Raw genomic sequence first — 24,077 nt, forward strand, 5'->3', positions numbered from 1 at the left:
GTTCATCTCCTGCCGGCACCGCCGGCGTTGGTTCAGCCGGTCCCGCCTTCCTGCGGCACCGAGTCGCGGAACAGCGGCTCGTCCAGCTGCACCGCGATGTTGAAGTTGTCCCCGTGCCGCTCCACGCGCACCACGCGCCCGCGGCAATCAAGATGGAACGCCGCGCCCTCGACGTCGTACTGGAGGCTCAGCGCCACCCTGGCGCCCAGCTCCTGGGCCTGCGAAGATTCCAGCAGCACGCCGGTCGCACTGATGTCGTGGCAGGCGCAGTCCTCGCCCTCCATCGTGATCGGCAGCGCCAGCCCGAACCTCTCGGCCGATCGCTGGCATGGCTGAACGTCCTGCATTCCTCGAGTCTCCCTTGGCGCGCGTACGGCACCTTGCAGCGCAGCGTAGGGGGGCCCAATCCCTGAGCTTGTAGGAGACGGACGTAACAACCTGTCGGGATCGGCAACGCGGCACTTCAACCGCAGCGCGGCGGCAGGCGCACCACAGGATCAGTGCGCGGCATGCAGCATGTGCTCGAGCGCCGACTGGCCCGCGTCCAGGGTGCGGTCCGCGTCGTCGGGGAGCTTGCCTTGCGGCGAGAGCTGGTCCACGACCTCGGGCAGGATCTCGGAGAAGCCGTCGGCGACCTCGTCCTCGCCCACGCCGAGCTGGCTCGAGAGGTTGGCGAGCTCGTCGTGCCCGAGCAGCTCGTGGGCCGCCTGCGGCGGCAGCGGCGCGTTCGCGCCGGTGCCAAGCCACGAATCCGCGTGGCCACCATACCCATGCTGGTTGACGCGCTGCAGGACATTGCCGATGCCGCCATTGCGCTGCACCCACTGCAGCACGAGCGGCAGCATGAGCGCGAGCATCGCGTTGCGGCCGCTGCCGCTGCCCACTCCCGCAGGTCGCATGCCGCCGGGCAGGCCTGCACTCCCGCCGCTCCCGACGCTCCCGCCGCTCTCGCCGCCGAGGCCGCCGAGAATCGCGCCGAGTCCACCGAGGCCACCCGGCAGCCCACTCCCGCCGCTCGCGCCCATGCCAGCTGCCGGGGAGCCGCCCGGTCCACCGCCACCCACAGCGCGTCCGAGCACGCTGCCGAGGATCTGCCCGATCAAGGGATTCGCCATCGCAGACTCCTTCTGGAAATCGAAGGACACGGTAGCGTCCGTGCAAGCCGGCGCGCGTAGGCAGAGGTCGCGCGCAGCGCTGCGACGTGCAGGCTTGGCGTGGACCCAGCCGCTGCAAAAAATTGCTTGGCAAAACTGCACGTTACGCGCGGCCGAGCCAGTCAATGGCCCTCCCGGGCCAGCAAACAACGCGACGTAGTTCTTTGCAGAGTTGCCGGGGAGCGGTTCTCCTACAACGAGACGCTCCAAACCGGCAAGCGGCTGTGGCTGGGAGAACGGACCATTCGCTTCGACGTGTATCGACCGCGTCATCAACGCAACTTGGAGGCTCAGAATATGGGAAGCAGATCTCGAGTTCACGTGACGGCCGCGCTGGCCGCACTGTGGCTCACAGCATGTGGTGGCGGTGGCGGCGGCGACACGCCCGTTCCGGCGCCCGTCCCCGCGCCGGCTCCTGGTCCTGGCCAGAGCCCGGCCCCGACTCCGGCACCGACTCCCGCCCCGACTCCGGCGCCGACTTCTGCTCCGGCGACGGCTGTGAAGCTCGTGACCGACACGCAGCTGGCTGTGAACCAGAGCTACGACGTGACTGCCACGACGGCGACGCCGCTGAAGCTCACGCTGCCCGCTACCGCGACCGCGAACGACACGATCAGCATCAAGGGCACCGGCACCACGCAGTGGTCGGTCGCGCAAGCCGCTGGCCAGTCGATCCTCACGAGCAACCTCGCGGGCAACAAGGCTCCTGGCGCAGTGTGGACTGCACCGGCGACGGCGGATCTCGCTGCCCACACGTGGCACTGGATCAGTTCCGATGTGAGTGGCCAGACGCTGCTCGCCGGAGCAGCCATCAATGGCCTGCTGTACACGTCCACCGATGGCGGCGTGACCTTCACGACTGGCAACAGCACTCCCGGCACCTGGATCTCGTCCGACATGTCGGCCAACGCCGAGCGCATGGTGGCCGTGAAGTACCAGGGTGATGGCATGTTCACCTCGGTCGACAAGGGCGCGACGTGGACGGCGGTGACTTCCCCGCTGTTCGCCGGCGCAAACCTGAGCTTCGAATCGGTCACCATCTCCGCGGACGGCCAGCACATCGTGGCCGTGAGCCAGGGCGGCAACCTCACGTACAGCAACGACGCTGGAGCCAACTTCTCTGTCGGTACCCTGCCGGGCGCCACCCAGACGTTCAACTGGCGTTCGGTGGACAACTCGGCCGACGGTTCGGTCATCGTCGCGGTCACCGAAGACTCGCACGTGTTCCTCTCGACGGACTCTGGTGCGCACTTCAGCGAGATCAGCGTCGCCGTTGGAACGCCGGCAGCTCCGGTGTTCGAGAACTGGTACCGCGTCAAGATGTCGGCCGACGGCCAGACCATCGCGGTGGTCGCGAACCAGTTCGGCGGGGGCTCGGGTACTGGCATCTACGTGTCGCATGACCGGGGTGCCACCTGGACCAAGGGCTTCTCGCTGACCGCTGACTACTCCGCACTGGCCATGTCCGCAGACGGCACCCGCATCGCAGCGACCGTGTCGAACGCGAACAATTCGACCAGCGGCGCTGCAGCCACCGGCGAAGTCGTGATGTCCACCGATGGCGGCGCGACGTTCACGCCGGTGACGATGCCCGGCACCGACACCGACTGGCGCGCGGTTGCCATGTCGGCCGACGGCAACAAGATGGCCGCCGCGACGGGCCGATTCACCGGCCCGACCGCAGGTCTCCTGTACACCTCGCAAGGCAACCGCACCTCGATCGGCACTGCCGGTTCGATCACCGGCGGCCAGGGCGCGAACGTGTCGCTGAAGTACCTGAGCAACAACGTGTGGAGCGTCACCAGCTCCTCCGGCGGCCCCTTCAGCATCAAGTAACCACAAGACAGGCATCCCTTCAGGGAGGGATGAGCCGGGCCGCAAGGCCCGGCTTTTTTTGTCCTCGCGCATCGCGACTGGCTCTTTCGGGCTCGGCGCGCCACCGACACGGCCGAGCCACGTCTTCCTACGGCCAATGGCTGAGATGGCGTACGCACTCGTGCCTCATGCATTCCAACAATCGCGCGGATTCACAAGCACGCCTTTCTGCAATGAACCAACAACAAACCCTGCGTGGCGACCATCGGCCGCGCGCTCTTGCCCTCTCCGCACTGGGCGCCCTCTTCCTCGCCGCATGCGGCGGCGGTGGCGGTGGCAGTTCATCGGTGGATCCGGCACCGGCGCCATCGCAAGTCATCAGCCAGGGTTCGGCGCCCGCACCGTTGCCGACCCCCGCGCCCGCAGCTGCCCCCGAGGCAGAAACGATTCCGGCGCCTGCGCCCTCGCCAACGTCCGCACCCGCGCCAGCGCCAGCGCCAACGCCAGCACCGACGCCGGCCCCCACACCGACACCGGCACCGACACCGGCACCAACGCCTGCGCCAGCCCCGGCGCCGACTCCCGCCCCCACGCCGGCGCCGCCCCCTGCCCCCGGCTCGCAACAGGCGGCGGCGAACGTCAGCTACACCGTGACGCCGAACGCGGGCGAAACCGTTGTCATCACGCTCCCGCCCAATGCCGCCCTGCAGGTCGGTGACCACGTGCGCGTCACCGGCGCGGGCAGCGGGCAATGGCGCCTCGCGCAGAACGCCGAACAGTACGTGGTGACCACCAACCTGCCCGGCAACGCGGTGCCCGGCACGGTGTGGACCGCACGCGATCCGGCGCCGACCCCGCAACCGTGGTTCACCTCCGCATCGTCGGCCAGCGGCAACCGCATCGCGGCGGTCGCCAGGCCGGGCGGGATCTTCATGTCCGCCGACGGTGGCGCGACCTGGTCCGCCAGCAATGCGCCGCAGGCACGCTGGGCCGGCATCGCGATGAACCGCGACGGCAGCCGTCTCGCCGCAGTCGTCGCGGGCGGCCTGCTCTACACCTCGACCAACTATGGCGCGACCTGGACTGCCCGCACGACCGCGGAGCAGCCCTGGAGCAGCGTGAGCATCTCGGAGGACGGCCAGCGAATCGTCGGGCTGGTGCAGGGTGGCAGCATCTACGCGTCCACCGACGGAGGTGCGACTTTCACCGCAGTCCCGGGTACCGGGAACACGGACTGGCGCTCCGTCGCCAGCTCGGCGGATGGCCAGCGGTTGCTCGCGGTCGCATCGAAGTACGTCGGGGCGGCCGCCAACGCAGGCGTGTACGTCTCCACCGACGGCGGCGCCACGTGGACCCGGCGCGCGGTGACCGGCCCGACGCCTCCGACGGACAACTGGAGCTACGCCTCGATGAGCGAGGACGGCCAGCGCATGGCCGCCATCGACAACGGCGGCAATCCGTGGATCAGCGACGACGGCGGCACGACCTGGACCATCCGCTTCAGCTTCAGCAACTGGTCCGGCCTCGCGGTCTCGCGCGATGGTGAGGTGGTGGCCGCCCTGGAGCCGCGCGACGACGCGGGCGGCCACACCGGCTACGTGTTCCTCAGCGCGCGCGGCGCCGGCGAGTGGAGCTTCCTCGGCGAGAACCGCTGGTACCGCGGCGTGAGCCTGTCCTCCGACGGCAACTGGATCGTGGTGGGCGACAACGGACTCGACGGCGCCGGCGGACGCCTCTACACCTCGCAGGGCAACCGCACCTCGGGCGGCACGCTGGGCTCGATCACGGGCGGCGCGGGCCAGATGGTGGAGGTCACGTACCAGGGCAACGGCCGCTTCACCATCGGCACGTACGACCGCGGCGGCGACAACGGCCAGTTCGCGATTCGTTGAGCGGCTGACCGTCCTTCGCCGCAAGCGAAGGACGGTGGACCCCGCGTCGGGCCGGTGGCACGATGGCTGTTCCCCGACCTCCAGGAGACCGCCATGGACGAATCGTTCGCACCGCCCGTCGCGCCGCAGCGCAACCTCGGGACCCGCTTCCTCTACATGCTGCTGATGGTCGTGGCCTGCTACGTGGCCCTGTGGGTGCTGGGCTTCGTCGCCATCCTGCAGTTCGCGCTGGCCGCCTTCGCCGACGGGCCCGCCCCGCGCGTGCAGGCATTCGGCGCGAGCCTCGGCCGCTACTTCGGCCAGGTCACGCGCTTCCTCGCGTTCGACAGCGAGGACCTGCCGTTCCCGTTCGCGGACTGGCCGCAGCCAGCCGCGTAGCGTCCTACTGGAAGATCTTGCCGATCCGGCCGAGCACGTCGTTGACGATCTGCTCGAGCGGATTCGGCGCCTCCTTCGGCTTGGGCTTGGGCCGCGGGATGTCGAACTCGGCCTGCGGGTCGATCCACCGCGCACGCAGGGCCTGCTGGAAAAAGTCGCCCACCATCGGCAGTGCGCTGCGCGCGCCGGGCCCCCAGCTGTCGGCCATGGTGATGTGCGGATCGTTGAAGCCCACCCACGCGCCGGCCACCAGTTGCCGGTGCATCAGGATGAACCAGCCGTCGCTGTTGTCCTGCGTGGTGCCGGTCTTGCCGGCCACGTCGGCCTGGATGCCGTAGCGGCTGCGGATCGCGGTGGCGGTGCCCTCGTCCACCACGGCCCGCATCGTGTCCACCAGCGTCAGGGCTGCCTGCCGCGGCATGGCCACGGCTGTCCGCCCGGGCAGGAAGCCTTCCAGCGTCTTGCCGGTCTTGTCCTCGATGCGCAGCACCAGCAGCGGCTCCATCCAGACCCCGCTGTTGGCGATGGAGCCATAGGCCGAGACCATCTCGCGCAACGTGACCGGGCTGGTCCCCAGCGCAAGGGAAGGCACCAGGTCGAGTCGGCTGTCGCGCACGCCCAGGGCCTGCGCGAGGTTGGCCACCTTGCCCGCACCCACGCGGCCCATCACCTGCGCCGTGATGCGGTTGCGCGATTGCGCGAGGCCCTCGCGCAGCGTCATCGGCTTGTTGGTCGGCGGCGCCTCGTCGCGCGGGCTCCAGATCTCGCCGGTGGGCCCGCGCAGCGACACAGCCTGGTCCATGAAGGTGTCGCCCGGCCGCATGCCGTCCATGAACGCGGCGCCGTACACGAACGGCTTGAACGTGGAGCCGGGCTGGCGCCGCGCCTGGCTGACGTGGTCGAACTGGTCCTTGCCGAAGTCGCTGCTGCCCACCCACGCGCGCACGTAGCCATTGCGCGGGTCCAATGCCATGAAGCCGGCCTGCAGCAGCGCGCGCTCCTCGTTGGCCTTGCGTCGGCGGTCGGCCAGCGGCTGCAGCTGCGCGAGCTGCCGCGCGACGGCTTCGTTGGCCGCGCGCTGCAGGCGGGCGTTGATCGTGCAGCGCACGACCAGGCCGTCCGAGTGCACGTCGAAGCCGTTGCGGTCGGCCCAGGCGATCAGCCATTTGCGAATCAGCAGCGCCAGGTGCGGCGCCGGGCCCACGGGCTCCTCCTGCCGCTCGAAGTCGATGCGCAGCGGCCGCTCCGCGAGCGCCTTCGCGCGCGCCGGCGCGAGCACGCCTTCCTTGGCCATCTGCGCCAGCACCACGTTGCGGCGCTGGCGCGCCCGCTCGGGATTGAGCACCGGGTTGTAGTAGCTGTTGCCCTTGAGCATGCCCACCAGCGTGGCGCTCTCCAGCACGTCGAGCTCGCCGGCCGATTTGTCGAAATAGGTGCGCGCGGCCATCTCGATGCCGAACGCGTTGTAGAGGAACGGGACCGTGTTGAGGTAGGTCTCCAGGATCTCCTTCTTGCTGTAGACCGCCTCGATCTTCAGGGCCGTGATCGCCTCCTTCATCTTGCGATGCACCGTCGGCGCGCGGCCGATCTCGTCGGGGTACAGGTTGCGTGCCAGCTGCTGCGTGATCGTGGAGCCGCCCTGGCGGTTGCCGGCCATCGTGTGCAGCAGGGAGGACACGGTGCGCCGCACGTCGATGCCGTGGTGCTGCCAGAAGCGACGGTCCTCGGTTGCGATCAGCGCCTGCACGACCGAGGGCGACACCTTGTCCAGCGGCACCCATTGCCGGTGCACGCGCTGGTAGGTGGCGAGCACCACGCCGTCGGCGGACACCAGCGTCGCCGGCGCCTCGACCTTGGCCTTGCGCAGGTCGCTGGTGGCGGGCGTGAACGGCAGCAGCACCAGCACGTACACCAGGCCGGCGGCCGGCAACGCGCTTGCCGACAGCCAGGGATGGCGGCGGACGGCGGCCCACGCCGCACGGAACGGGGCGGCCAGGAAGGCAAGGAACTGCTGGAGGATGTTTGTCATGCTCGCTCGCGGCCCGGAGGACCGCCCTTCGTCACTCTAGGCGCTCGCCGATCGCCATGGTGGCGCGGAACGCGACCACAGCCTTGTCGAAGCCGTCCGACACCGGCCCCCGCATGCCAACACCACAATCGCCGCAACCAACCACAAACCCAACCCTTCCATGGCATTCCAAGATCCCCGCGGAGGCCGCAGTGGCGGCCCTTTCGTGTCGGCGGCCAGCCTGCCGGCCGGGCCGCTGCGTGACAGCTTCGCCTTCCTGCAAGGGTTCCTGCGCAACCCCGCCCAGGTCGGATCGGTGATCCCAAGCTCGCGCCGCCTCGAGCAGCGGCTGGTGCGCAGCGCCGGCATCGCGCAGGCGCGCACCGTGGTCGAGCTGGGGCCGGGCACGGGCGGCACCACGGCCGCCTTCCTGCAGGCGATGCAGCCGGCGGCCCGCCTGCTGGCCATCGAGCTCGATCGCGATTTCCACCAGCACCTGTCGCAGTCGCTGCACGATCCGCGGCTTCTGCTGGAGCTGGGCAGTGCGGAACGCATCGAGGAGATCCTGGCCGCGCGCCGCCTTCCGGCGCCGGACGCGATCGTGTCGGGCATTCCGTTCTCGACCATGCCGCCGGAGGTGTCCGATCGCATCGCCGCGGCCATCTCGCGCGTGCTGCGTCCGGGCGGGCGCTTCGTCGCCTACCAGGTGCGCGCGCATGTCTCCGGCTTCGCGACGCCGTACCTCGGCCGTGCGGACAAGCATTGGGAGTGGATCAACATCCCGCCGGTGCGGGTGTTCACGTGGACGAAGGACCAGGATCCCTCGTCGTCTTCCTGACCAGCGGCCGCCCCGCGAACTGCGGGTAGTAGCGCGCGGCCACCGCGCCGTTCACGTCCCACGCGATGCAGCGGCCCAGGTGATAGGGCGGCTCGGTGTTCTGCGAAGGCGCGACGCCGGCCAGGCGCCTTTCCTGCTCGCGCCACGGGAACACGGTCTGGTAGGCCGCGGTGGCCATGTTGAACAGCAGCTCGCGCAGGTGCGTGCAGCCGCGCACGCCACCCAGCGCCTTCTCGATCGCCTGGCGCCAGCCAGGACCCAGCCGGGCGCCGACCATCTGCTGCATGGGATCGTTGCCCTGCTGGCATTCGCCGAAGGGCGTGTGGTCCATCGAGGTGGCAACCGCACGGATCGTCATCGTTTCGTCGACCGTGAGCCGGATGCGCATCGCATGGATCGGACGGCCGGGCGGCATGTCGGTGCCGTCGGAGCGCTCGAAGCCGTAGGTCTTGACGTCGGTCATCGCGCCTTCGATGTCCCAGAGGCCGTCGTCGCGGAGGAAGCCTTCGTAGGTGACGGCGCGCGTGTGCAGGTGGCGCCGCGGCGCCGGTTCGGGCAATGGCATGCGGGGAAGGGTACTGCGGTACTGCGGGGACTGCTGGAGCGAAGCCTCAGCCTTCGAGCCGGGCCTGTGCTTCGCGCTTGCCCATCTTGCGCAGCGAGGCGATGGCCTCCAGCTGGCGCGCACGCGGCCGCGTCTTGCCACTTTCCCACTTGTAGACCGAGAGGGCCGAGACGCCCAGGATCTTGGCCACCGAAGCGGCCGACAGGCCCAGCCGCTTGCGCTGCGTGGCCAGGCCCTTGGCGGAAAAGCGCAGCGACGGGCCGCTGTCCTCGTCCTGCGGTTCGGCAGCCGCCGCTGCGCGCCCGCCGCCACGGGATTGCCGGCGCACCTGCTGCTCCAGGACCTGCAGCCGGCGCTTGAGCTGCGCGATCTGGCTGCGGTACTGGCCCACGGTCTTCTTCAACTGCTGGGTCTCCGAACGCAGCTCCTTGCGGGCCACGCGCTGGATTTCGGACTTGAGCACCGAGGCGATATTGGGCATGACTTTGTATACCTGTGAACGGCCCGCGAACCCCGTTGTGACGCCGGTTTCGCTCGCAGGCAGGACCTTCCTTCCTGCCCGCATCTTAGCCGCAGCCCAGCCATGGCTGTTTGCAGTCGGCTGTCACGGCCTGAACCTCTCATTAACATCCTGTGCCTTCCCCGTCGCCACGGTCGCATGCTGCATCGGGCGGTCTTGGTGTCGGACGCATTCGTGCCGGCACACGGACGCCGGACGACAGACCGTAGGACGTGCGGCGCGCAGTCTCCCGCCCCATGTCCCGTGAATCGATCGAACACGCCCTCCCCCGGCGATTCGCCGCGCCGCCTCCGAACCTCCGCCGGCCACCGGTGACGGCTGGACGGTCTGCATCGTCACCGCGGAAGGACGGCATGAGCTGCGCCTGGCCGGGCAGGCCCAGGTGGCGCGGCTGGCGCTCGATCTCGAGCGCCTGGGCTTCGTGCTGCAGGTCGAGGACGGGGGCGAGGCCGACTTCGTGTTCGAACAGGCGTGCCTCACGGTCGACGCCTGAGGCACGCTTCACTCCAGACGCTGGCGACGTCGGCGCAGCCACAGCACGACGACCGCGGCAGCCGCAAACAGCAGCACCGCGGGCCACAGTACCGACTGCCAGCGCTGCACGGCCGCGAGGATGTCCTGCCAGCGGCCGCCCACCAGCCGCACCGCGACCACCAGGAGCGGCAGCTCGAGCAGCCCCGCGGCACCGTCGAAGAGCAGCAGGTGGCGGTACGGGATCTTGAGCGAGCCGGCCGCGAACAGCAGCGCAGTGCGCATGCCCGGCATGAAACGCACCAGGAACAGGTAGCCCGGTCCCCAGCGGCGCATGGTCGCCTGCACCGCGAGCATGCGCGCGGGCGGCAGCACGCGCGCGGCCCAGCGATGCTGCAGCAGCCGGGCGCCGAAGCGGTGGCCCCAGTGGAAGATCAGCATGTCCGCGCACAGCACGCCGCACCAGGCCACGACCACCAGCGGCACGGGATCCATCACGCCGCGCAGCGTGAGCGCGGCCGCCACCATCAGCAGGATGTCCTCGTTGATCGGCAGCCCCAGGCCGCTGGCGGCCAGCACGGCGTACACCAGGGCATAGGCCGGCGCGCCCTGCAGCGACTGCAGGAACGCCATCACGCTGTCCATCATGGCCGGCATTGTCCCCGGCGCCGCGCGGGCGCGGGCGGCGGACTACAGTGACAGGTCTCGAAGGAGCACCCCCATGGCCCGCCTGCCCGTCCTGTTCGTCTCGCATGGATCGCCGATGTTCGCGGTCGAACCGGACCAGGCCGGCCCCGAACTGAACCGGCTGGGCCGCACCCTGCCGCGGCCGCGCGCGGTGCTGGTGCTGTCGCCGCACTGGATGACGCCCGGCGTGCGCGTCACCACCTCGTCCGCGCCGGAGACCATCCACGACTTCGGCGGCTTCCCGCCCGAGCTGTACCGCATCCAGTACCCCGCGCCCGGTGCGCCCGACGTGGCGCAGCGCGCGCTCGACCTGCTGCAGGCCGCAGGGTGGCAGGCAGCCGCCGATCCGCAGCGCGGCCTCGACCATGGCGCCTGGGTGCCGGTGCGTCATCTCTATCCGCAGGCCGACGTGCCCGTGGTGCAGGTCTCCATGCCGCGTGACCTGGACGCCGCCGGCGCCGTGCGCCTGGGCCGTGCGCTGGCGCCGCTGGCGGACGAAGGCGTGCTGATCGTGGGCTCCGGCAGCATCACGCACAACCTGTTCGAGGTATTCCGTGCACCGGGCGCCGACGGCGCGTATGCCGAGCAGTTCGTCGACTGGGCGCGCAAGGCGGTCACGCAGCACGACGAGCAGGCCCTGGTCGATTACCTTCGCAGCGCGCCCCATGCGAGGCGCGCCCACCCCACGGCCGAACACTACCTGCCGCTGCCCTTCGCCTTCGGTGCGTCGTCGCCCGACGCGCCGGTGCACGTCATCGACGGCGGCATGACGCATGGCGTGCTGGCGATGGATGCCTACGTGTTCGGCGACGCGGCGATCGCCTGAACTGCCGCAAGCTGTCACGGTGCTGACGCGCCGCCGCACGGCCATGCAGCAATGCGCAGAACACATCCTGTTTCCCGCACCTGCCCTTGCGGGCCGCGTGACAGGGCCCAAGATGCCCGTGAAGCCGGAGGCGCCCATCGGCGGGCCGGCATGCAAAGGACCCGATGCGACCAGATTTCCAGCGCCTGATGAAGGAAGCGACCGCCCTCACCCGTGGGGGCCGCCTGCAGGACGCCACCGAACGCATCCACGCCGCACTGCGCGGCGACGCTCCCGAGACCGTGATCCCCGAGGACGACGTCATCGACGTGGAAGTCCGCGAAGTGGCCGATGCGAGCCAGCCTCGCGCGAGCGCGCGGCCGGCTGCCAACGAGACCCTGTCCCCCGAAGCCTTCCTGCACGGCCGCCATGGTGGCGTCGGCATCGCAGGCCGCGACTACCGCCTCTACGTGCCGCCCGGCGCGGGCCTGGAGGCGCGGCCGCTGGTGGTGATGCTGCATGGCTGCACGCAGGACGCCGACGATTTCGCCGCGGGCACGCGCATGAACGACGCCGCGCGCACGCAGGGCGTGTACGTGCTGTACCCGACGCAGGCGCACGAGGCCAATCCGCAGCGCTGCTGGAACTGGTTCAAGCACAGCCACCAGGAGCGCGAACGCGGCGAGCCGGCACTGCTGGCCGCGATGGTGCGCAGGCTGATGGCCAGCCATGCCATCGACCCTGCGCGCGTCTACGTGGCCGGCCTTTCCGCCGGCGGTGCGATGGCGGCGATCCTGGGCCGCACGCATCCCGACCTGTTCGCCGCAGTGGGCGTCCACTCGGGCCTGCCCGCCGGCGCGGCGCGCGACCTGCCGTCGGCGCTGGAGGCGATGAAGAACGGCGCGCCCGCACGCACGGCGGCCGAGGAGCCGCTGCCCACGATCGTGTTCCACGGGACCGCCGATCGCACCGTGCACCCGGCCAATGGCGAGCAGGTGGTTCGTCCATTCACGAACGAGGCTGCGACCGAATCGTCGCCGCGCGCACCCGGCCGCAGGCCCAGCACGCGTCGCGTGTGGCAGGACGCGAACGGCACCATCCGCGCCGAGCATTGGTCGGTGCAGGGCGCGCCGCACGCCTGGAGCGGCGGCAGCGCGCGCGGCACCTACACCGACCCGGCAGGCCCCGACGCCACCGCGGAGATGCTGCGGTTCTTCCTCGCGCACAGGAAGCCCGGGCGCGGCTGACCCGGGGCTCCCGTCAGACGCGCCGGCGGCGCGGCACCACGCTCAGCTGCATCGTCGCCTTCGCAGGCGCGGCGCCCAGCACGAGCTGTTGCGGCGGCAGGTCGATCAACTGGTCGGCCTGCCACACACGCACCTTCACCGGACCTTCAGGCACGGCTTCGAACGCCGCATGGCCATCGGCGCCCGTGAGCGCAGCCCATGGCGTGTCGCTGACGTACACGTGGCCACGCATCGAGGCATGCAGGTGGCATCCGAGCAGCACGGGCCCGGGCTTGTCGAAGCGCGCCTCGGCCGCCTTGCCGGGCTTGCCCTCGGACTTGCCATCGAGCCGCAGCTCGAAGCCACCGCTGCTGGCGGCCTCGAAGTTCTGCACGCCAGCGGCCGAAGCGCGCACGTGGTGCTCCCAGGGATCGTTGTTGACGAAGGTGGCCTGCGTGCCGACGCCCACCAGCGAGACCGCGGGGATGAAGCGCATCTTCTCCTGGGTGATCGTGAGCTTCGTCGGCAATGGAGTGCGCACCGGCCCGAACGCGGGCGGCACGAGCACCACCACCGCATCGGGCACCGGGTTGCCGTCGCGGTCGATGACCGACACCTGCAGCGTGCCGGCTGCGGCCGCGACCGGCAGCGCGAGAACCACGGCCAGGGCCGCGAGGGAGCGTCGCAAGGTCATGGCCGGCATCAGCGAACGATGTGCCAGACCTTGTTGTAGTTGTCGCCGTACTTGTCGCCCGGGTCCTGGTCCTCGGGCCAGGTGTACAGCGGCTTGCCCTTGAAGGCCCACTGGCGCCTGCCGTCGTCGCGCGTGACGACGGTGTAGTCGCCCGAAGGCCGGTCGTCCGCCTTCGCCATGACCGGCGGCCACTTGACCGCGCAGTCGCCGTTGCACGCCGACTTGCCGCTGTTAGCCACGTCCTTGTCGAACGTGTAGACGGTCATGCCCTTGCCATCGACAAGCATGCCGTCCTTCATGGCCAGCGGCGGGTGGCCGGCGGACGAGGACATCGGTCCGGACGCGCAGGCCGCAAGCAGCACCGCGGCGGCGGCGAGGGACAGTGAGGTCTTGTGCATTCGCTTCTCCTCAGGCCATCGACATGCAGCCTGTGACGCACCAACGCCGGCGACCGTTGGGTTATTCCATGGTTGGCGCGCGACTGCGGAGGAATTCACGCTGGGCCACTGGGTTTGCCCTAGCGGGGCGATGCCGCCGTGCCGCTTAGATTGCGATGAGCCGCGCCGGAGCCGCGGCCTCAAGGAGACACAGTCCATGACGCACCGCAGCCGCCGGGCCTGGCTGGCCACCGCCATCGCCGCCCTGTCCTTCGCCACCACCACCCTGCCCGCTGCCGCCCAGGCCAACTACCCCAGCCGGCCGGTCACGCTGATCGTCCCCTGGGGCGCGGGCGGCGGCACCGATGCCACGGCGCGCATCGTCGGCAGCCTGCTCGAGAAGGAACTGGGCCAGCCCGTCACGGTGGTCAACCGCACCGGCGGCAGCGGCGTGGTGGGCCATGCGGCGATCGCCGCGGCCCCGCCCGACGGCTACACCATCGGCATGGCCACGGTGGAGATCAGCATGATGCACTGGCAGGGCCTCACCGAGCTGAGCGGCGCCTCGTACACGCCGATCGGGCTGGTGAACATCGATCCGGCCGGCATCCAGGTGCGCGCCGATGCGCCGTACAAGAACGTCAAAGACCTGCTGGCCGCGATCAAGGCCAGCCCGGGCAAGTACAAGGCCTCGGGCACCGGCCAGGGCGGCATCTGGCACCTGGCGCTCGCGGGGCTGCTGCGCGACCAGAAGATCGATCCGGCGGCCGTGGGCTGGGTGCCCAGCAACGGCGCGGCGCCAGGCCTGCAGGACATGGTGGCCGGGGGCGTCGAGATCGCGCCCGTGTCGCTGCCGGAAGCGCGCTCGCTGATCGACGCTGGCAAGGTCAGGAGCCTGGCGATCATGAGCGACAAGCCCTCGGCGCTGTACCCGAAGGTGCCGACCCTGAAATCCGAGACCGGCAGCGACTGGACCATGGCGGCGTGGCGCGGCATCGTGGCGCCCAAGGGCCTGCCCAAGGACATCCACGACAAGCTCGCGGCGGCCGTGCGCAAGGTGGCGGCGAGCAAGGAATACACCGACTTCATGGCCAGCCGCGGCTTCGGCGTGATCTACGCGGGACCCGAGGACTTCGCGAAGTTCATGGCCAAGTCCGACCAGGAACTCGGCGCGACCATGAAGGCCGTGGGCATCGCGAAATGATGTTGCAGTTGCCTCGGGAGGCGAAGCCATGCGGATGAACGACGCCGTCTTCGGCTTCCTGCTGCTGGTGCTGGGCGCGGCGGTGCTCGCCGTCGTCCAGGGCTATCCCAAGATCCCCGGCCAGCCGGTCGGTCCTGCCCTGTTCCCGGGCCTCATCGCCGCGGGCCTGTGCATCGGCGGCGTGCTGCTCGTCGCACGCGGCTGGAAGGAACGGCACGACGCCCCCTGGATCGCGTGGGACGACTGGGTGCGATCGCCGCGTCACATCCTCGGCTTCGTGACCGTGGTGGCCTCGATCCTGTTCTACATCCTGGCGTCCGAGTGGCTCGGCTTCCTGCCGACGGCGTCGCTGATCCTGCTGGCGCTGTTCCTGGTGCTGAAGGTGCCGCCGGGCCGCGCCGTGCTCATCGCGATCGTCGCCACGCTCGTCATCCACTTCGCCTTCTACAAGCTGCTGCGCGTGCCGCTGCCCTGGGGCGTGCTCAAGGGAGTCGCCTGGTGAACGCCGTCCTGCAGGCCTTCGCGATGGTCTTCGAGCCGACCACGCTCGTGGCCATGCTGCTCGCCTCCCTGTTCGGGTTGTTCGTGGGCGCGGTCCCGGGACTCACCGCGACGATGGCCACCGCGCTGCTGGTGCCGGTGACCTTCTTCATGGCGCCGATCCCGGCGATCGCGACGATGGTCACCGCCACGGCGATGGCCATCTTCTCGGGCGACGTGCCCGGCTGCCTGCTGCGCATCCCCGGCACGCCGGCCAGCGCGGCGTACACCGACGAAGCCTATGCGCTCACGCGCAAGGGCCAGGCCGAACTGGCGCTGGGCGCTGGCCTGGTGTTCTCGGCGATCGGTGGCCTGTTCGGCACCGCGGTGCTGATCCTGGCCGCGCCCGCGCTGGCCGAGTTCGCGCTGCACTTCAGCTCGTTCGAGTACTTCTGGCTCGTGCTGCTCGGCCTCACCTGCGCCGTGTTCATCACCAGCGACCAGCCGCTCAAGGGCGTGATCACGCTGTTCCTCGGGCTGCTGGTCGCCTGCGTCGGCCTCGGCAACCCCGCGGGCTTTCCGCGCTTCACCTTCGGCAATGCCGAGATGACGGGCGGCATCGGGATGATCGCGATGATGATCGGCATGTTCGCCATCTCCGAGGTGATCCGCTTCGTGGTGGACACCAGCCCGCCGGCCGAACTGGTCGTGGACAAGGTGGGCAACGTGATGCGCGGGCAGTGGGAACTGGCGAAGAAGTACCCGCTGCAGATCCTGCGCGGCAGCGCGCTGGGCACGGCCGTCGGTGCGTTGCCCGGTGCGGGTGCCGACATTGCGGCCTGGATGTCCTATGCGATGAGCAAGAAGTTCAGCAAGGAGCCGCAGAAGTTCGGCACCGGGCACATCGAAGGCATCGTCGAGTCGGGGTCCGCCAACAACAGTGCGCTGGCGGGGGCGTGGATCCCGGCGCTGGTGTTCGGCATTCCCGGCGACAGCATCACCGCCATCGTCATCGGCGTGCTGTACATGAAGAACATGAACCCGGGGCCGACGCTGTTCACGACGAACCCGCAGAACATCTATGCGGTGTTCCTGCTGTTCATCGTGGCCAACGTGATCATGATTCCGCTGGGCCTGCTGTGCATCAAGGTGTCCAAGCAGATCCTGCACGTGCCGCGCAACGTCCTGATGCCGCTGATCCTGCTGTTCTGCATCGTGGGCACGTTCGCCATCAACAACTCGCTGTTCGAGGTGACCGTGATGCTGGTGGTCGGCCTGGTGGCCTACCTGCTCGAGGCCAACCGGTTCCCGATCGCGCCCGCGATCCTCGGCGTGGTGCTGGGCGGCATGCTGGAGGAGAACTTCATCACCTCGATGATCAAGAGCAACGGCGACCTCGGCGCGTTCTTCTCGCGTCCGATCGCCGCGGGCCTGGCCGTGCTGACGGCGGTGGTCTGGTTCGCGCCCGTGGTCACGCGCCTGCTGCGCGGAAGGCGTCCGTTGCCCGCGTGATCGCCCGTGGCAGGACGAGGGCGGCCGGCCATCGTTGGGTTGCTTTTCGTGCGTCGGACGGGCGCCATGCGGGCGTCCGTCACGCCCTCCTCCCCACGCGGACGGCGAAGTGCGATAGAACCGACGACTTTGCCGCGCCGCCCTCATCGATGAACGTCCTCCGCTGCCTATCCCGCGCCCTGCTGCCACTCGCCTGCACGGCCGCCTTCGCCCAGACCGAATCCGTCCCCGCCCCGCCCACTGTCGAGGGCGCCGGCCGCCCGCTCTGGGAAGTCGGCGGCGTGGCGCTGGGCGTGGCGCAGCAGGCCTATCCGGGATCCAGCCGGCAGGTGCACCGCGGGCTGGCCCTGCCCTTCGCCATCTACCGCGGCCGGTTCTTCCGCGCCGACAACGATGGCATCGGCGTGCGGCCGGTGAAGACGCCGCTGTACGAGTTCGACATCAGCGCGGCCGGCAGCTTCGGCTCCAGCGCCAGCAACGACCCGGCGCGGGCCGGCATGCCCAACCTGGGCACGCTCGTCGAATTCGGCCCGCGCCTGAAGTTCAACCTGGGCCCGGCGCCGCTGGGCGGCCAGTGGCGCGCCGACCTGCCGCTGCGTGGCGTGTTCGACCTCAGCCACCAGCTGAAGTACCGCGGCGCCGTGTTCCAGCCCGGCATCACCTGGAGTCGGCGCCCCGGCGGCGGCTGGCTCTATGGCGGCGGCCTCAGCGTGCTGTTCGCCGACCAGCGACTCGCCCGCACGTTCTACGAGGTCGAGCCGCGCTTCGCACGGACCGGCCGCCCGGCGTACGAAGCCGAAGCGGGCCTGCTCGCGACACGCCTGTCCCTCTTCGCGTCCAAGGACATCACGCGCGACTGGACGTTGTTCACCTTCGCGCGCGTCGACTCGATCGCCGGCGCCGCCAACCGCGCCAGCCCGCTGGTGCGCGAGACCACCGGGCATTCGATCGGCATCGGCGTCTCCTGGACGTGGTGGCGCTCGCAGCGCAGGGAAGGCGAAGACTGAGCGTGTCTGCTGTCGCAGCGGCCGCCGGCAGCGCCCTCGTGGCGCTGGCCTGGGCCGCGCCCCTGCCTGCCGCGGCCCAGGGCGCCGCGCCAGCCGACGGCTGGCAGGCCTGCGCCGCCCTGGCCGATGCCGATGCACGCCTGGCCTGCTATGACCAGTGGGCAGGCCGCGCGCGGCCCGGCCCGGTGGCCGCGCCCGAACCGTCCCCTGCACCAACGCCCAAGCCGGGCGACACCGCCCGCGTCGAACCCCCGGGCAACGACGACACCGCACCTGGTGGCTGCCACGACAGCGCGTACTCCGAGCTGTCCCGCTTCTGGGAGCTCGAACGCGCGACCGGCTGCGGCGTGTTCGGCATCCGCAGCTACCGCCCGATCAGCCTGTCGGTGATCGGCTCCGACAGCGTGAACCGGCAGCCCACCTCGGAGAACCCGCTCAACAACGCGGCGGCTCCGCTGCCCTATCGCACCACCGAAACGCGCATCCAGCTGTCGGTGCGCACCAAGCTCGCCGAGGGCCTGCTCACACAGGGCGCCGTGCGCGATTCGGTCTGGTTCGGCTACACGCAGCAGTCGTCGTGGCAGCTGTTCACCGGCGGGTTGTCGCGCCCGTTCCGCAACACGGACCACGAGCCGGAGTTCGTCTATGCCTACCCCTTCCAGCTGCCTGCGCTGCAGGGCTGGCGGCTGCGGTACGGCGGCCTGGGGCTGGTGCACCAGTCCAACGGCCAGAGCCTGCCGCTGTCGCGCAGCTGGAACCGCGTGTACCTCATGGCCGGCGCCGACCGTGGCAGCTTCACCCTGCAGGGGCGCGTGTGGCAGCGGATCAACGAACAGGCGGCCGACGACGACAACCCGCGCATCAGCGACTATGTCGGCCGTGCCGAGGCCACGGGCAGCTGGCACCTGTCGGATGGGGAGATGCTGTCCTTCACCGTGCGCCACTCGCTGCGCGCGCAGGCGCATGGGTCGCTGCGGCTCGAATGGATGCTGCCGATCGGCGACACGCACGGCAGCCGCAACAGCGCGATGCGCCTGCACACGCAGCTGTTCTCCGGCTACGGCGACAGCCTGCTCGACTACAACCGGCGCCGCACGGTGCTGAGCTTGGGCCTGAGCCTGGTGGACTGGTAGCCGCTTCACACACGCTTCACCAGCCATCACCGAAGCGATACACCGCCTGCATAGTTCCTGCACCGTCTGTCCGTACCGTGGCGCCAGAGCCGAGGACCACGCGATGGAAGACCTGCACGCCCACAGCGGCGCACCCGAAACCTTCACCGGCGCGGGCCACCTGCCCAGGCCACCGACGCAACGGCGCCTGGTCCAGCGTGGGCCACGCAACGGCGCCGGCTCCTGGCGTTCACGCGAGGCGGCCGCACCCCGCAGGGGCTCGCCGCACGTGCTGCTGGTGGACGTGGGCAGCCCGTTGCGCGAACAGCTGGTGGCCCCCTTCACTGCGGAAGGCATGCTGGTCACCACGATGGACTCGCCGGCAGACCTCGCCGTGCACGTGGGGCGGCTGGAGCCGCACGCGCTGCTGCTCGGCCTGCAGCGGCAAGGCAAGGTGACGCTCGAGCTGTGTGCGCGATTGCGCGAGCAGGGGCGAGATGTTCCCGTGATCCTGCTGTCCGCGAGTCGCGACGAGGTGGACTGCGTGGTCGGCCTGGAAAGTGGCGCGGACGACTACGTGGTGCTGCCCTGCTCGCCGCGCGAACTGCTGGCCCGCGTGCGCGCGGTGCTTCGGCGCTGCGGTCCTGCCCCGAACGCAGCAGTCCCGCAGCCTGAGGCCCGCCCCGTTGCGGTCGGCGACTCGGTCTTCGATCCCGACCGGCGCAGCCTGTCGCGTGGCGCCGAGCTGCGGCACCTGAACCCGATCGAGTACGCCATCCTGGCCGAGCTGTTGCTGCATCCCGCGCAGCCGATCTCGCGCCAGCGCCTCCTGGAGGTGTCGCACGGCACAGGCAAGACGCCACTGCCGCGCAGCATCGACACCGCGGTCATGCGGCTGCGGCGTCTGGTGGAACCCCAGCCGTCGCAGCCCGTGTACCTGCAGACCTTGCACGGGCACGGCTACATGTTCCTGCCGACCGGGCGACGCGGCGTCTGAAGGCGCGGATGCGCGGATGCGCGGGCCGGGCTACAGCTGCTGCGTGCATGAACCACAAGCTTCGCGGACGCAGCAGGGTTTTTTGCGCCTTCGCAGAGCGAACGAAGGGCTGCGGGCGCATAATCCTGCCTGCCCGCAAGGGCATGTTTCGCGGTGTCCAGTCTGCTTCGCCTTCCCGAACCCGGTTTTCTCCATGAGTTTGTGATTGCATCCCGGCTCCATCGTGGCTTTTTCTCTCTATGGAGTCTTCATGGGTAACAAACTCTACGTGGGCAACCTGCCCTATTCGTTCCGCGACAGCGACATGGAACAGGCGTTCAGCCAGTTCGGTGCCGTGCAAAGCGCCAAGGTGATGATGGACCGCGACAGCGGCCGCTCGAAGGGCTTCGGCTTCGTCGAGATGGGCTCCGAGGCGGAAGCCAAGGCTGCCATCGAAGGCATGAACGGCCACGACGTCGGCGGCCGCGGCCTCGTGGTCAACGAAGCCCGCCCGATGGAACCGCGCGCCCCCCGCAGTGGCGGCTACGGCGGCAACCGCGGCTACTGATCCCCGCGGCCGGCCCGCGCAGCGGGCCGGTTCGCAGCAGCCGAACCAGCCAGTTCGCCTCGCGGCGGGCTGGCTGTTCCCGCTTCTCAACACTGCTTGCGTGCCTGGAGGCGCGCCAAAGGAATTGACGTGGCAAAGGAAGAATTGATCGAAATGCGCGGCAAGGTCGCCGAGATCCTGCCGGACTCGCGCTGCCGGGTGATCCTGAACAACGGCCATGAACTGGTGGCCTACACCGGCGGCAAGATGAAGAAGCACCGCATCCGCATCATCGCGGGCGATGACGTGACGCTCGAGATGTCGCCCTACGACCTCACCAAGGGACGGATCATGTTCCGCCACCTGCCCGAGCGCCGTCCCGACCAGCCGGGCGGCCCGGCACGACGGCCCGGAGGCCCGCGCCGCTGAGACGCTACGCCGCCCGTTCCGCGAAGGGCGCGCGGGGCGGGAGGTCCGTGTCGTTGGCAGCACTCGCGGCTGCAGGCGGCACCAGGTCGGGCGCGGCGGAGGGCACGCCTTCCTCGTCGGCCAGGTTTCCCAGCGAATCGAGCGAGGCCCCGCGCGCATGCCGCGCGAAGAGCCCCGCGTAGTAGCCGCCCTGCGCGAGCAGCTGCGCATGCGTGCCCACCGCCTCCACGCGGCCGCCGCGCAGCACGACGATGCGGTCCGCATCCACCACGGTCGAGAGGCGGTGCGCCACCACCAGCGTGGTGCGACCGCGCGTGAGGCTGCGCAGGGCCTGCTGCACCAGCGCTTCGCTCTCGGTGTCCAGCGCACTGGTCGCCTCGTCCAGCACCAGGATCGGCGGGTTCTTCAGCAGGGCCCGCGCGATCGCGATGCGCTGCTTCTGTCCGCCCGAGAGGCCTGCGCCGCGCTCCCCGACGACGGTGTCGTAGCCGAGCGGCATCTTCTCGATGAAGCCGTGCGCGTTGGCCGCGAGCGCTGCCAGTTCGGCCTGCTCGCGCGTGGCACCCGGCGTGCCGTAGGTGATGTTGGCCAGGATGGTGTCGTTGAACAGGTGCACGTCCTGCATCACGGTGCCGACCTGGCTTCGCAGCGACCGGTGCGTGCAGCCGCGGATGTCGACACCGTCGACGAGGATGCGGCCGGCGCTGGGCGCATGCAGGCGCTCGAGCAGCGACACCAGCGTCGTCTTGCCGCAGCCGCTCGGGCCCACCAGGGCGACGGTCTCGCCGGGCGCGACCGACAGCGTCACGTCGCGCAGCACCGGTCGGCCATCGCCGTAGTCGAAGGTGACGCCGTCGAAGGTGACGGCGCCCTGCGCGACCACGAGGTCCTGCGCGCCCGGCACGTCGGCCACCGGATCGGGCGCCTCGAGGATCGCGCAGACGCTTTCCAGCGACACGCCCGCGCGCCGCACCGTCGCATACACGTTGGTCAATCCCTGGATCGGGCCGAACAGGCCGCCCACGTACTGCAGCGCGGCCACCAGCGTGCCGACGGTGCCGTGGCCGCGCAGCACGAGCCAGGCGCCGAGGCCGGCTACCGAGAGCCGCGCCGCTGCGGCCGACAGTCCTTGCAGCGCCGTGGTGCGCGCATCGCGCCGGGCGCCGCGCGTGACCTGCGCGTTGCCATCTGCCACGGCGGCCAGGAAGCGCTGCTCCTCGGCCTGCTCCATCGCGAAGCCCTTGACCGTGCGGATGCTCGCCAGCACCTCGGTCCAGCGGCCGAAGGTGGCGGTCCAGTGCGCGAGCAGCGCGCGGTCGCGGCGCGTCTGCTCGGGTGCGGCGCACATGCCGATCGCCGCCGGCAGCGGCGCGAACACGCACACGGCCAACGCAAGACGCCAATCGAGTTGAACGAGCGCTGCCAGCGCCAGGCCCAGGTAGGCGATCGCGGGCAGCGCCTTGAACGCCAGTTCGCCGACTGCGGCCACGAAGCCGTTGATCGACACGTTGACGCGGTTCACCAGTCCACCCACGGTGTTCTGCTGGTGGAACGTCAGAGGCAGCTGATGCAGTTGCGCGGTGACCCGCTGGCGCAGCCCGAAGTCCAGGTCCAGCCGCACGCGCCAGCTGCGCGCCTCCAGCAGGCGCGACAGCCAGACCTGCGCGAGCTCGGAGATCGCCACCAGCGACAGCGACAGCAGCACCAGGCGGACGGTCGCCGGGGCCAACGGACCGGGCGCCGTCGCCTGGGCGGAGGCCACCTGCCCCAGCGCGTCCACCAGCCGCATCACGGCGAGTGGCGCGGCGGCGCTGACGGCGGCCAGCAGCAAGGCCAGGCCGACCACCTTGGCGATCGGCTTGCCGAATCCCTGCAGCCACGGCAGCGAGCGCCGCATGAGGGCGGTGCTGATCCTCGGTGAGGTTCGGGACGACAAGGTGACTCCGGAGGGGAACTGCTTGGGGGACACGCGTTCCCCGTCAACAGGACTGTACCGGCTTGCGGATGAGCTCATGGTCCGCTTGGGCACTCGGAACGCACCGGGCGTCGCCTGCCCCGCGCCGGCGCTTCCCGTGCGAGCATCGGCCCTCAACGAGGCGAGGTCTGCATGGCAGGTGGCAAGTCGACGGTGCGCGGGATGAAGATGGTGCTCGGCGCGTTCGCCGTGGCGCAGGGCGTGATGGCGGTCCTGTTCGCCGCGGCCGGCCTCGTGCTGCTGCTGATCGCCGCGCGCACCGGCTGGGAAGCCGTCGTCGAAGGCCTGACCGCCGAGTCCGCCCAGACCGTCATCGAGGCGGTGGGCCTGCTCGCCGCCGCGGTGGTCGCGTTCCAGATCGCCCAGACGATCGCCGAGGAGGAAGTGATCCGCGATGCGCACGTGAGCGCACCGACGCGCGTGCGGCGCTTCCTGTCGCGGTTCCTGGTGGTGATCGTGGTGGCCCTCTCCGTCGAAGGCGTGGTGGCCACCTTCAAGGCCGTGCACGAGGGCCTGGAGAAGCTGCTGTACGCCAGCGCCCTCCTCGGCTCGGTGGCGCTGCTGCTGGCCGCCTGGGGCCTGTTCGTGCAGACCAACCGGCATGCCGAGGACCTGGAGCCCGAGGCGATGCAGGACGCCAAGGACGAGGACCGCAAGCTGGGACAGGGCGGTCCGCGCGAATGAGACGGCCGGGGCGGCGGTCCCGTCGAGAGCGCTTCAGTCGTCCGTGCCGCCGAACAGGTCGCGCAAGTCCTTCGTCCCTGCCGCCGGCGGCTCCGCGGCCATCGGCGTTCCCTTCGGATATTCCTCGGCGATGCGGTCTTCCCAGTAGGTCGCCGGGTTGGGGGCGCTGCACAGCCGTCGGAAGACCTCCTGCGGCACATGCTTGTAGGCGGTCACGGCCCTGTTGTCCCAGTGCAGGTCCAGCTGCTGCGATGACGGGTCGTACTGCGCCTTGCGCAGGCGACCGCTGGTGAACACCTTGATGGTCATGGCGCATCTTCCCGGAACCCGCAACGTGCGTGTCAAGCACAGCAAACGTCCCGTGTGGACATGCACGCGGGAGTGGCCTCTTGCGGGGTGATCGGCGAAAATACGGCCATGGCAGCAAAGACCGACAGAGCCGCAGCAGCGGCCGACACCGACATCCACATCATCATCGAAGACCAGGACGAGCTCACCGCCCGCGAACTCGCGCAGGAGCGCAAGGCCGCCATCGAGGAGAAACAGCGCCAGACCTGGCTGTCCCACACCGCCGAACAACTGGCCGGCCGCATCCCGGTGTCCGTGTTCGCGATGGGTTCCCTGGTCAGCGGCGACTGACGTCCCGCAGCCACGCCGGCCCCGCGCTGGGCCGGCCCGCATCGCTTCCTGCACGTGCGGCCCTTGCGGCCGCCCACCATCG

The 24,077-nt window shown here is 70.1% G+C and carries 26 protein-coding genes; 16 read left to right on the top strand and 10 right to left on the bottom strand.

Going from position 1 to position 24,077, the window contains the following annotated elements:
• Positions 1 to 32 precede the first annotated feature (32 nt).
• Both ACPWT1_RS18175 and ACPWT1_RS18180 read right to left on the bottom strand, forming a co-directional pair.
• Positions 33 to 347 (bottom strand): PilZ domain-containing protein, encoded by a 315-nt coding sequence (locus ACPWT1_RS18175; protein ID WP_427912538.1) that lies wholly within the window; start codon positions 345 to 347, stop codon positions 33 to 35.
• A gap of 150 nt (positions 348 to 497) precedes the next feature.
• Positions 498 to 1,115, bottom strand: a complete 618-nt coding sequence (locus ACPWT1_RS18180; protein ID WP_427912539.1) for a YidB family protein — start codon at positions 1,113 to 1,115, stop codon at positions 498 to 500.
• Between the two features lie 537 nt (positions 1,116 to 1,652).
• Here ACPWT1_RS18180 and ACPWT1_RS18185 point away from each other — a divergent pair.
• The 3 genes from ACPWT1_RS18185 (at position 1,653) to ACPWT1_RS18195 (ending at position 5,239) form a co-directional block, all read left to right on the top strand.
• Positions 1,653 to 2,990: a WD40/YVTN/BNR-like repeat-containing protein gene (locus ACPWT1_RS18185; RefSeq protein WP_427912540.1), complete on the top strand. Its 1,338-nt coding sequence runs from the start codon at positions 1,653 to 1,655 to the stop codon at positions 2,988 to 2,990.
• A 629-nt stretch (positions 2,991 to 3,619) separates the two neighbouring features.
• Complete coding sequence (locus ACPWT1_RS18190) at positions 3,620 to 4,861, top strand: hypothetical protein (RefSeq protein ID WP_427912541.1); 1,242 nt, start codon at positions 3,620 to 3,622, stop codon at positions 4,859 to 4,861.
• 93 nt (positions 4,862 to 4,954) lie between these two features.
• Entirely contained in the window at positions 4,955 to 5,239 is a 285-nt protein-coding gene (locus tag ACPWT1_RS18195; RefSeq protein ID WP_427912542.1) for a DUF4389 domain-containing protein, read from the top strand.
• 4 nt (positions 5,240 to 5,243) lie between these two features.
• Here the strand turns inward: ACPWT1_RS18195 and ACPWT1_RS18200 are convergent, their stop codons facing one another.
• A complete protein-coding gene (locus ACPWT1_RS18200) occupies positions 5,244 to 7,268 on the bottom strand; it encodes a penicillin-binding protein 1A (RefSeq protein WP_427912543.1) in 2,025 nt (674 codons plus the stop codon).
• Positions 7,269 to 7,428: 160 nt separating this feature from the next.
• On the opposite strand from ACPWT1_RS18200, the gene ACPWT1_RS18205 reads away from it, so the two are divergent.
• On the top strand, positions 7,429 to 8,085 hold the full coding sequence (locus ACPWT1_RS18205; RefSeq protein WP_427912544.1) for a class I SAM-dependent methyltransferase: 657 nt from the start codon (positions 7,429 to 7,431) through the stop codon (positions 8,083 to 8,085).
• On the opposite strand, the gene ACPWT1_RS18210 is transcribed toward ACPWT1_RS18205, so the two are convergent.
• From ACPWT1_RS18210 to ACPWT1_RS18220, 3 genes are all read right to left on the bottom strand, one after another.
• Complete coding sequence (locus tag ACPWT1_RS18210) at positions 8,045 to 8,650, bottom strand: DUF2889 domain-containing protein (RefSeq protein WP_427912545.1); 606 nt, start codon at positions 8,648 to 8,650, stop codon at positions 8,045 to 8,047. The genes ACPWT1_RS18205 and ACPWT1_RS18210 overlap by 41 nt on opposite strands.
• Positions 8,651 to 8,696: 46 nt before the next feature.
• On the bottom strand, positions 8,697 to 9,131 hold the full coding sequence (locus tag ACPWT1_RS18215; protein ID WP_427912546.1) for a helix-turn-helix domain-containing protein: 435 nt from the start codon (positions 9,129 to 9,131) through the stop codon (positions 8,697 to 8,699).
• A 540-nt stretch (positions 9,132 to 9,671) separates the two neighbouring features.
• Positions 9,672 to 10,289, bottom strand: a complete 618-nt coding sequence (locus ACPWT1_RS18220; RefSeq protein ID WP_427912547.1) for a DedA family protein — start codon at positions 10,287 to 10,289, stop codon at positions 9,672 to 9,674.
• A gap of 73 nt (positions 10,290 to 10,362) precedes the next feature.
• Between ACPWT1_RS18220 and ACPWT1_RS18225 the strand changes: the two genes are divergently transcribed.
• Both ACPWT1_RS18225 and ACPWT1_RS18230 read left to right on the top strand, forming a co-directional pair.
• Positions 10,363 to 11,154, top strand: coding sequence for a dioxygenase family protein (locus ACPWT1_RS18225; protein WP_427912548.1), 792 nt, complete (start codon positions 10,363 to 10,365; stop codon positions 11,152 to 11,154).
• Between the two features lie 164 nt (positions 11,155 to 11,318).
• Positions 11,319 to 12,380, top strand: coding sequence for an extracellular catalytic domain type 1 short-chain-length polyhydroxyalkanoate depolymerase (locus ACPWT1_RS18230; protein ID WP_427912549.1), 1,062 nt, complete (start codon positions 11,319 to 11,321; stop codon positions 12,378 to 12,380).
• A 13-nt stretch (positions 12,381 to 12,393) separates the two neighbouring features.
• On the opposite strand, the gene ACPWT1_RS18235 is transcribed toward ACPWT1_RS18230, so the two are convergent.
• The gene (locus ACPWT1_RS18235; RefSeq protein ID WP_427912550.1) at positions 12,394 to 13,053 is read right to left on the bottom strand and encodes a cupredoxin domain-containing protein; all 660 of its coding nucleotides are present in this window, start codon (positions 13,051 to 13,053) and stop codon (positions 12,394 to 12,396) included.
• Between the two features lie 8 nt (positions 13,054 to 13,061).
• Positions 13,062 to 13,451: a COG4315 family predicted lipoprotein gene (locus ACPWT1_RS18240; protein WP_427912551.1), complete on the bottom strand. Its 390-nt coding sequence runs from the start codon at positions 13,449 to 13,451 to the stop codon at positions 13,062 to 13,064.
• 196 nt (positions 13,452 to 13,647) lie between these two features.
• Here ACPWT1_RS18240 and ACPWT1_RS18245 point away from each other — a divergent pair, with 196 nt between their 5' ends.
• The 8 genes from ACPWT1_RS18245 (at position 13,648) to infA (ending at position 20,697) form a co-directional block, all read left to right on the top strand.
• Positions 13,648 to 14,634, top strand: coding sequence for a Bug family tripartite tricarboxylate transporter substrate binding protein (locus ACPWT1_RS18245; protein ID WP_427912552.1), 987 nt, complete (start codon positions 13,648 to 13,650; stop codon positions 14,632 to 14,634).
• 34 nt (positions 14,635 to 14,668) lie between these two features.
• Complete coding sequence (locus ACPWT1_RS18250; protein ID WP_427912553.1) at positions 14,669 to 15,136, top strand: tripartite tricarboxylate transporter TctB family protein; 468 nt, start codon at positions 14,669 to 14,671, stop codon at positions 15,134 to 15,136.
• Positions 15,130 to 16,626 carry a tripartite tricarboxylate transporter permease gene (locus tag ACPWT1_RS18255; protein WP_427915589.1) on the top strand — a complete coding sequence of 499 codons (1,497 nt, stop codon included), beginning with the start codon at positions 15,130 to 15,132 and terminating at the stop codon, positions 16,624 to 16,626. Before ACPWT1_RS18250 ends, ACPWT1_RS18255 begins: the two co-directional genes overlap by 7 nt.
• Before the next feature lie 149 nt (positions 16,627 to 16,775).
• Positions 16,776 to 17,633 (top strand): MipA/OmpV family protein, encoded by an 858-nt coding sequence (locus ACPWT1_RS18260; protein ID WP_427912554.1) that lies wholly within the window; start codon positions 16,776 to 16,778, stop codon positions 17,631 to 17,633.
• 2 nt (positions 17,634 to 17,635) lie between these two features.
• Positions 17,636 to 18,766 carry a phospholipase A gene (locus ACPWT1_RS18265; protein ID WP_427912555.1) on the top strand — a complete coding sequence of 377 codons (1,131 nt, stop codon included), beginning with the start codon at positions 17,636 to 17,638 and terminating at the stop codon, positions 18,764 to 18,766.
• Between the two features lie 103 nt (positions 18,767 to 18,869).
• Positions 18,870 to 19,742 carry a winged helix-turn-helix domain-containing protein gene (locus ACPWT1_RS18270; protein WP_427912556.1) on the top strand — a complete coding sequence of 291 codons (873 nt, stop codon included), beginning with the start codon at positions 18,870 to 18,872 and terminating at the stop codon, positions 19,740 to 19,742.
• A gap of 250 nt (positions 19,743 to 19,992) precedes the next feature.
• Entirely contained in the window at positions 19,993 to 20,289 is a 297-nt protein-coding gene (locus ACPWT1_RS18275; protein ID WP_427912557.1) for an RNA recognition motif domain-containing protein, read from the top strand.
• 129 nt (positions 20,290 to 20,418) lie between these two features.
• Complete coding sequence (gene infA, locus ACPWT1_RS18280; protein WP_427912558.1) at positions 20,419 to 20,697, top strand: translation initiation factor IF-1; 279 nt, start codon at positions 20,419 to 20,421, stop codon at positions 20,695 to 20,697.
• A 4-nt stretch (positions 20,698 to 20,701) separates the two neighbouring features.
• Here the strand turns inward: infA and ACPWT1_RS18285 are convergent, their stop codons facing one another.
• Complete coding sequence (locus ACPWT1_RS18285; RefSeq protein ID WP_427912559.1) at positions 20,702 to 22,594, bottom strand: ABC transporter ATP-binding protein; 1,893 nt, start codon at positions 22,592 to 22,594, stop codon at positions 20,702 to 20,704.
• Between the two features lie 240 nt (positions 22,595 to 22,834).
• Between ACPWT1_RS18285 and ACPWT1_RS18290 the strand changes: the two genes are divergently transcribed.
• Complete coding sequence (locus ACPWT1_RS18290; protein ID WP_427915590.1) at positions 22,835 to 23,356, top strand: hypothetical protein; 522 nt, start codon at positions 22,835 to 22,837, stop codon at positions 23,354 to 23,356.
• Between the two features lie 33 nt (positions 23,357 to 23,389).
• Here ACPWT1_RS18290 and ACPWT1_RS18295 read toward each other — a convergent pair whose 3' ends face one another.
• Positions 23,390 to 23,665 carry a KTSC domain-containing protein gene (locus tag ACPWT1_RS18295; RefSeq protein WP_427912560.1) on the bottom strand — a complete coding sequence of 92 codons (276 nt, stop codon included), beginning with the start codon at positions 23,663 to 23,665 and terminating at the stop codon, positions 23,390 to 23,392.
• A 108-nt stretch (positions 23,666 to 23,773) separates the two neighbouring features.
• Here ACPWT1_RS18295 and ACPWT1_RS18300 point away from each other — a divergent pair, with 108 nt between their 5' ends.
• Complete coding sequence (locus tag ACPWT1_RS18300; protein ID WP_427912561.1) at positions 23,774 to 23,995, top strand: hypothetical protein; 222 nt, start codon at positions 23,774 to 23,776, stop codon at positions 23,993 to 23,995.
• Positions 23,996 to 24,077 lie beyond the last annotated feature (82 nt).

The sequence above is a fragment of the Ramlibacter sp. MMS24-I3-19 genome (assembly GCF_050320135.1).
GTDB lineage: Bacteria > Pseudomonadota > Gammaproteobacteria > Burkholderiales > Burkholderiaceae_C > Ramlibacter.

Excerpts from the sequence above, each read along its gene's own strand:
- ACPWT1_RS18245 (WP_427912552.1), top strand. The coding sequence starts at position 13,648 with ATGACGCACCGCAGCCGCCGGGCCTGGCTGGCCACCGCCATCGCCGCC.
- ACPWT1_RS18285 (WP_427912559.1), bottom strand. The coding sequence starts at position 22,594 with ATGCGGCGCTCGCTGCCGTGGCTGCAGGGATTCGGCAAGCCGATCGCC.
- ACPWT1_RS18205 (WP_427912544.1), top strand. The coding sequence starts at position 7,429 with ATGGCATTCCAAGATCCCCGCGGAGGCCGCAGTGGCGGCCCTTTCGTG.
- ACPWT1_RS18200 (WP_427912543.1), bottom strand. The coding sequence starts at position 7,268 with ATGACAAACATCCTCCAGCAGTTCCTTGCCTTCCTGGCCGCCCCGTTC.
- ACPWT1_RS18195 (WP_427912542.1), top strand. The coding sequence starts at position 4,955 with ATGGACGAATCGTTCGCACCGCCCGTCGCGCCGCAGCGCAACCTCGGG.
- ACPWT1_RS18175 (WP_427912538.1), bottom strand. The coding sequence starts at position 347 with ATGCAGGACGTTCAGCCATGCCAGCGATCGGCCGAGAGGTTCGGGCTG.
- ACPWT1_RS18290 (WP_427915590.1), top strand. The coding sequence starts at position 22,835 with ATGAAGATGGTGCTCGGCGCGTTCGCCGTGGCGCAGGGCGTGATGGCG.
- ACPWT1_RS18230 (WP_427912549.1), top strand. The coding sequence starts at position 11,319 with ATGCGACCAGATTTCCAGCGCCTGATGAAGGAAGCGACCGCCCTCACC.
- ACPWT1_RS18215 (WP_427912546.1), bottom strand. The coding sequence starts at position 9,131 with ATGCCCAATATCGCCTCGGTGCTCAAGTCCGAAATCCAGCGCGTGGCC.
- ACPWT1_RS18250 (WP_427912553.1), top strand. The coding sequence starts at position 14,669 with ATGAACGACGCCGTCTTCGGCTTCCTGCTGCTGGTGCTGGGCGCGGCG.
- ACPWT1_RS18300 (WP_427912561.1), top strand. The coding sequence starts at position 23,774 with ATGGCAGCAAAGACCGACAGAGCCGCAGCAGCGGCCGACACCGACATC.
- ACPWT1_RS18210 (WP_427912545.1), bottom strand. The coding sequence starts at position 8,650 with ATGCCATTGCCCGAACCGGCGCCGCGGCGCCACCTGCACACGCGCGCC.
- ACPWT1_RS18240 (WP_427912551.1), bottom strand. The coding sequence starts at position 13,451 with ATGCACAAGACCTCACTGTCCCTCGCCGCCGCCGCGGTGCTGCTTGCG.
- ACPWT1_RS18260 (WP_427912554.1), top strand. The coding sequence starts at position 16,776 with ATGAACGTCCTCCGCTGCCTATCCCGCGCCCTGCTGCCACTCGCCTGC.
- ACPWT1_RS18270 (WP_427912556.1), top strand. The coding sequence starts at position 18,870 with ATGGAAGACCTGCACGCCCACAGCGGCGCACCCGAAACCTTCACCGGC.
- ACPWT1_RS18180 (WP_427912539.1), bottom strand. The coding sequence starts at position 1,115 with ATGGCGAATCCCTTGATCGGGCAGATCCTCGGCAGCGTGCTCGGACGC.
- ACPWT1_RS18275 (WP_427912557.1), top strand. The coding sequence starts at position 19,993 with ATGGGTAACAAACTCTACGTGGGCAACCTGCCCTATTCGTTCCGCGAC.
- ACPWT1_RS18220 (WP_427912547.1), bottom strand. The coding sequence starts at position 10,289 with ATGATGGACAGCGTGATGGCGTTCCTGCAGTCGCTGCAGGGCGCGCCG.
- ACPWT1_RS18295 (WP_427912560.1), bottom strand. The coding sequence starts at position 23,665 with ATGACCATCAAGGTGTTCACCAGCGGTCGCCTGCGCAAGGCGCAGTAC.
- ACPWT1_RS18225 (WP_427912548.1), top strand. The coding sequence starts at position 10,363 with ATGGCCCGCCTGCCCGTCCTGTTCGTCTCGCATGGATCGCCGATGTTC.
- ACPWT1_RS18235 (WP_427912550.1), bottom strand. The coding sequence starts at position 13,053 with ATGACCTTGCGACGCTCCCTCGCGGCCCTGGCCGTGGTTCTCGCGCTG.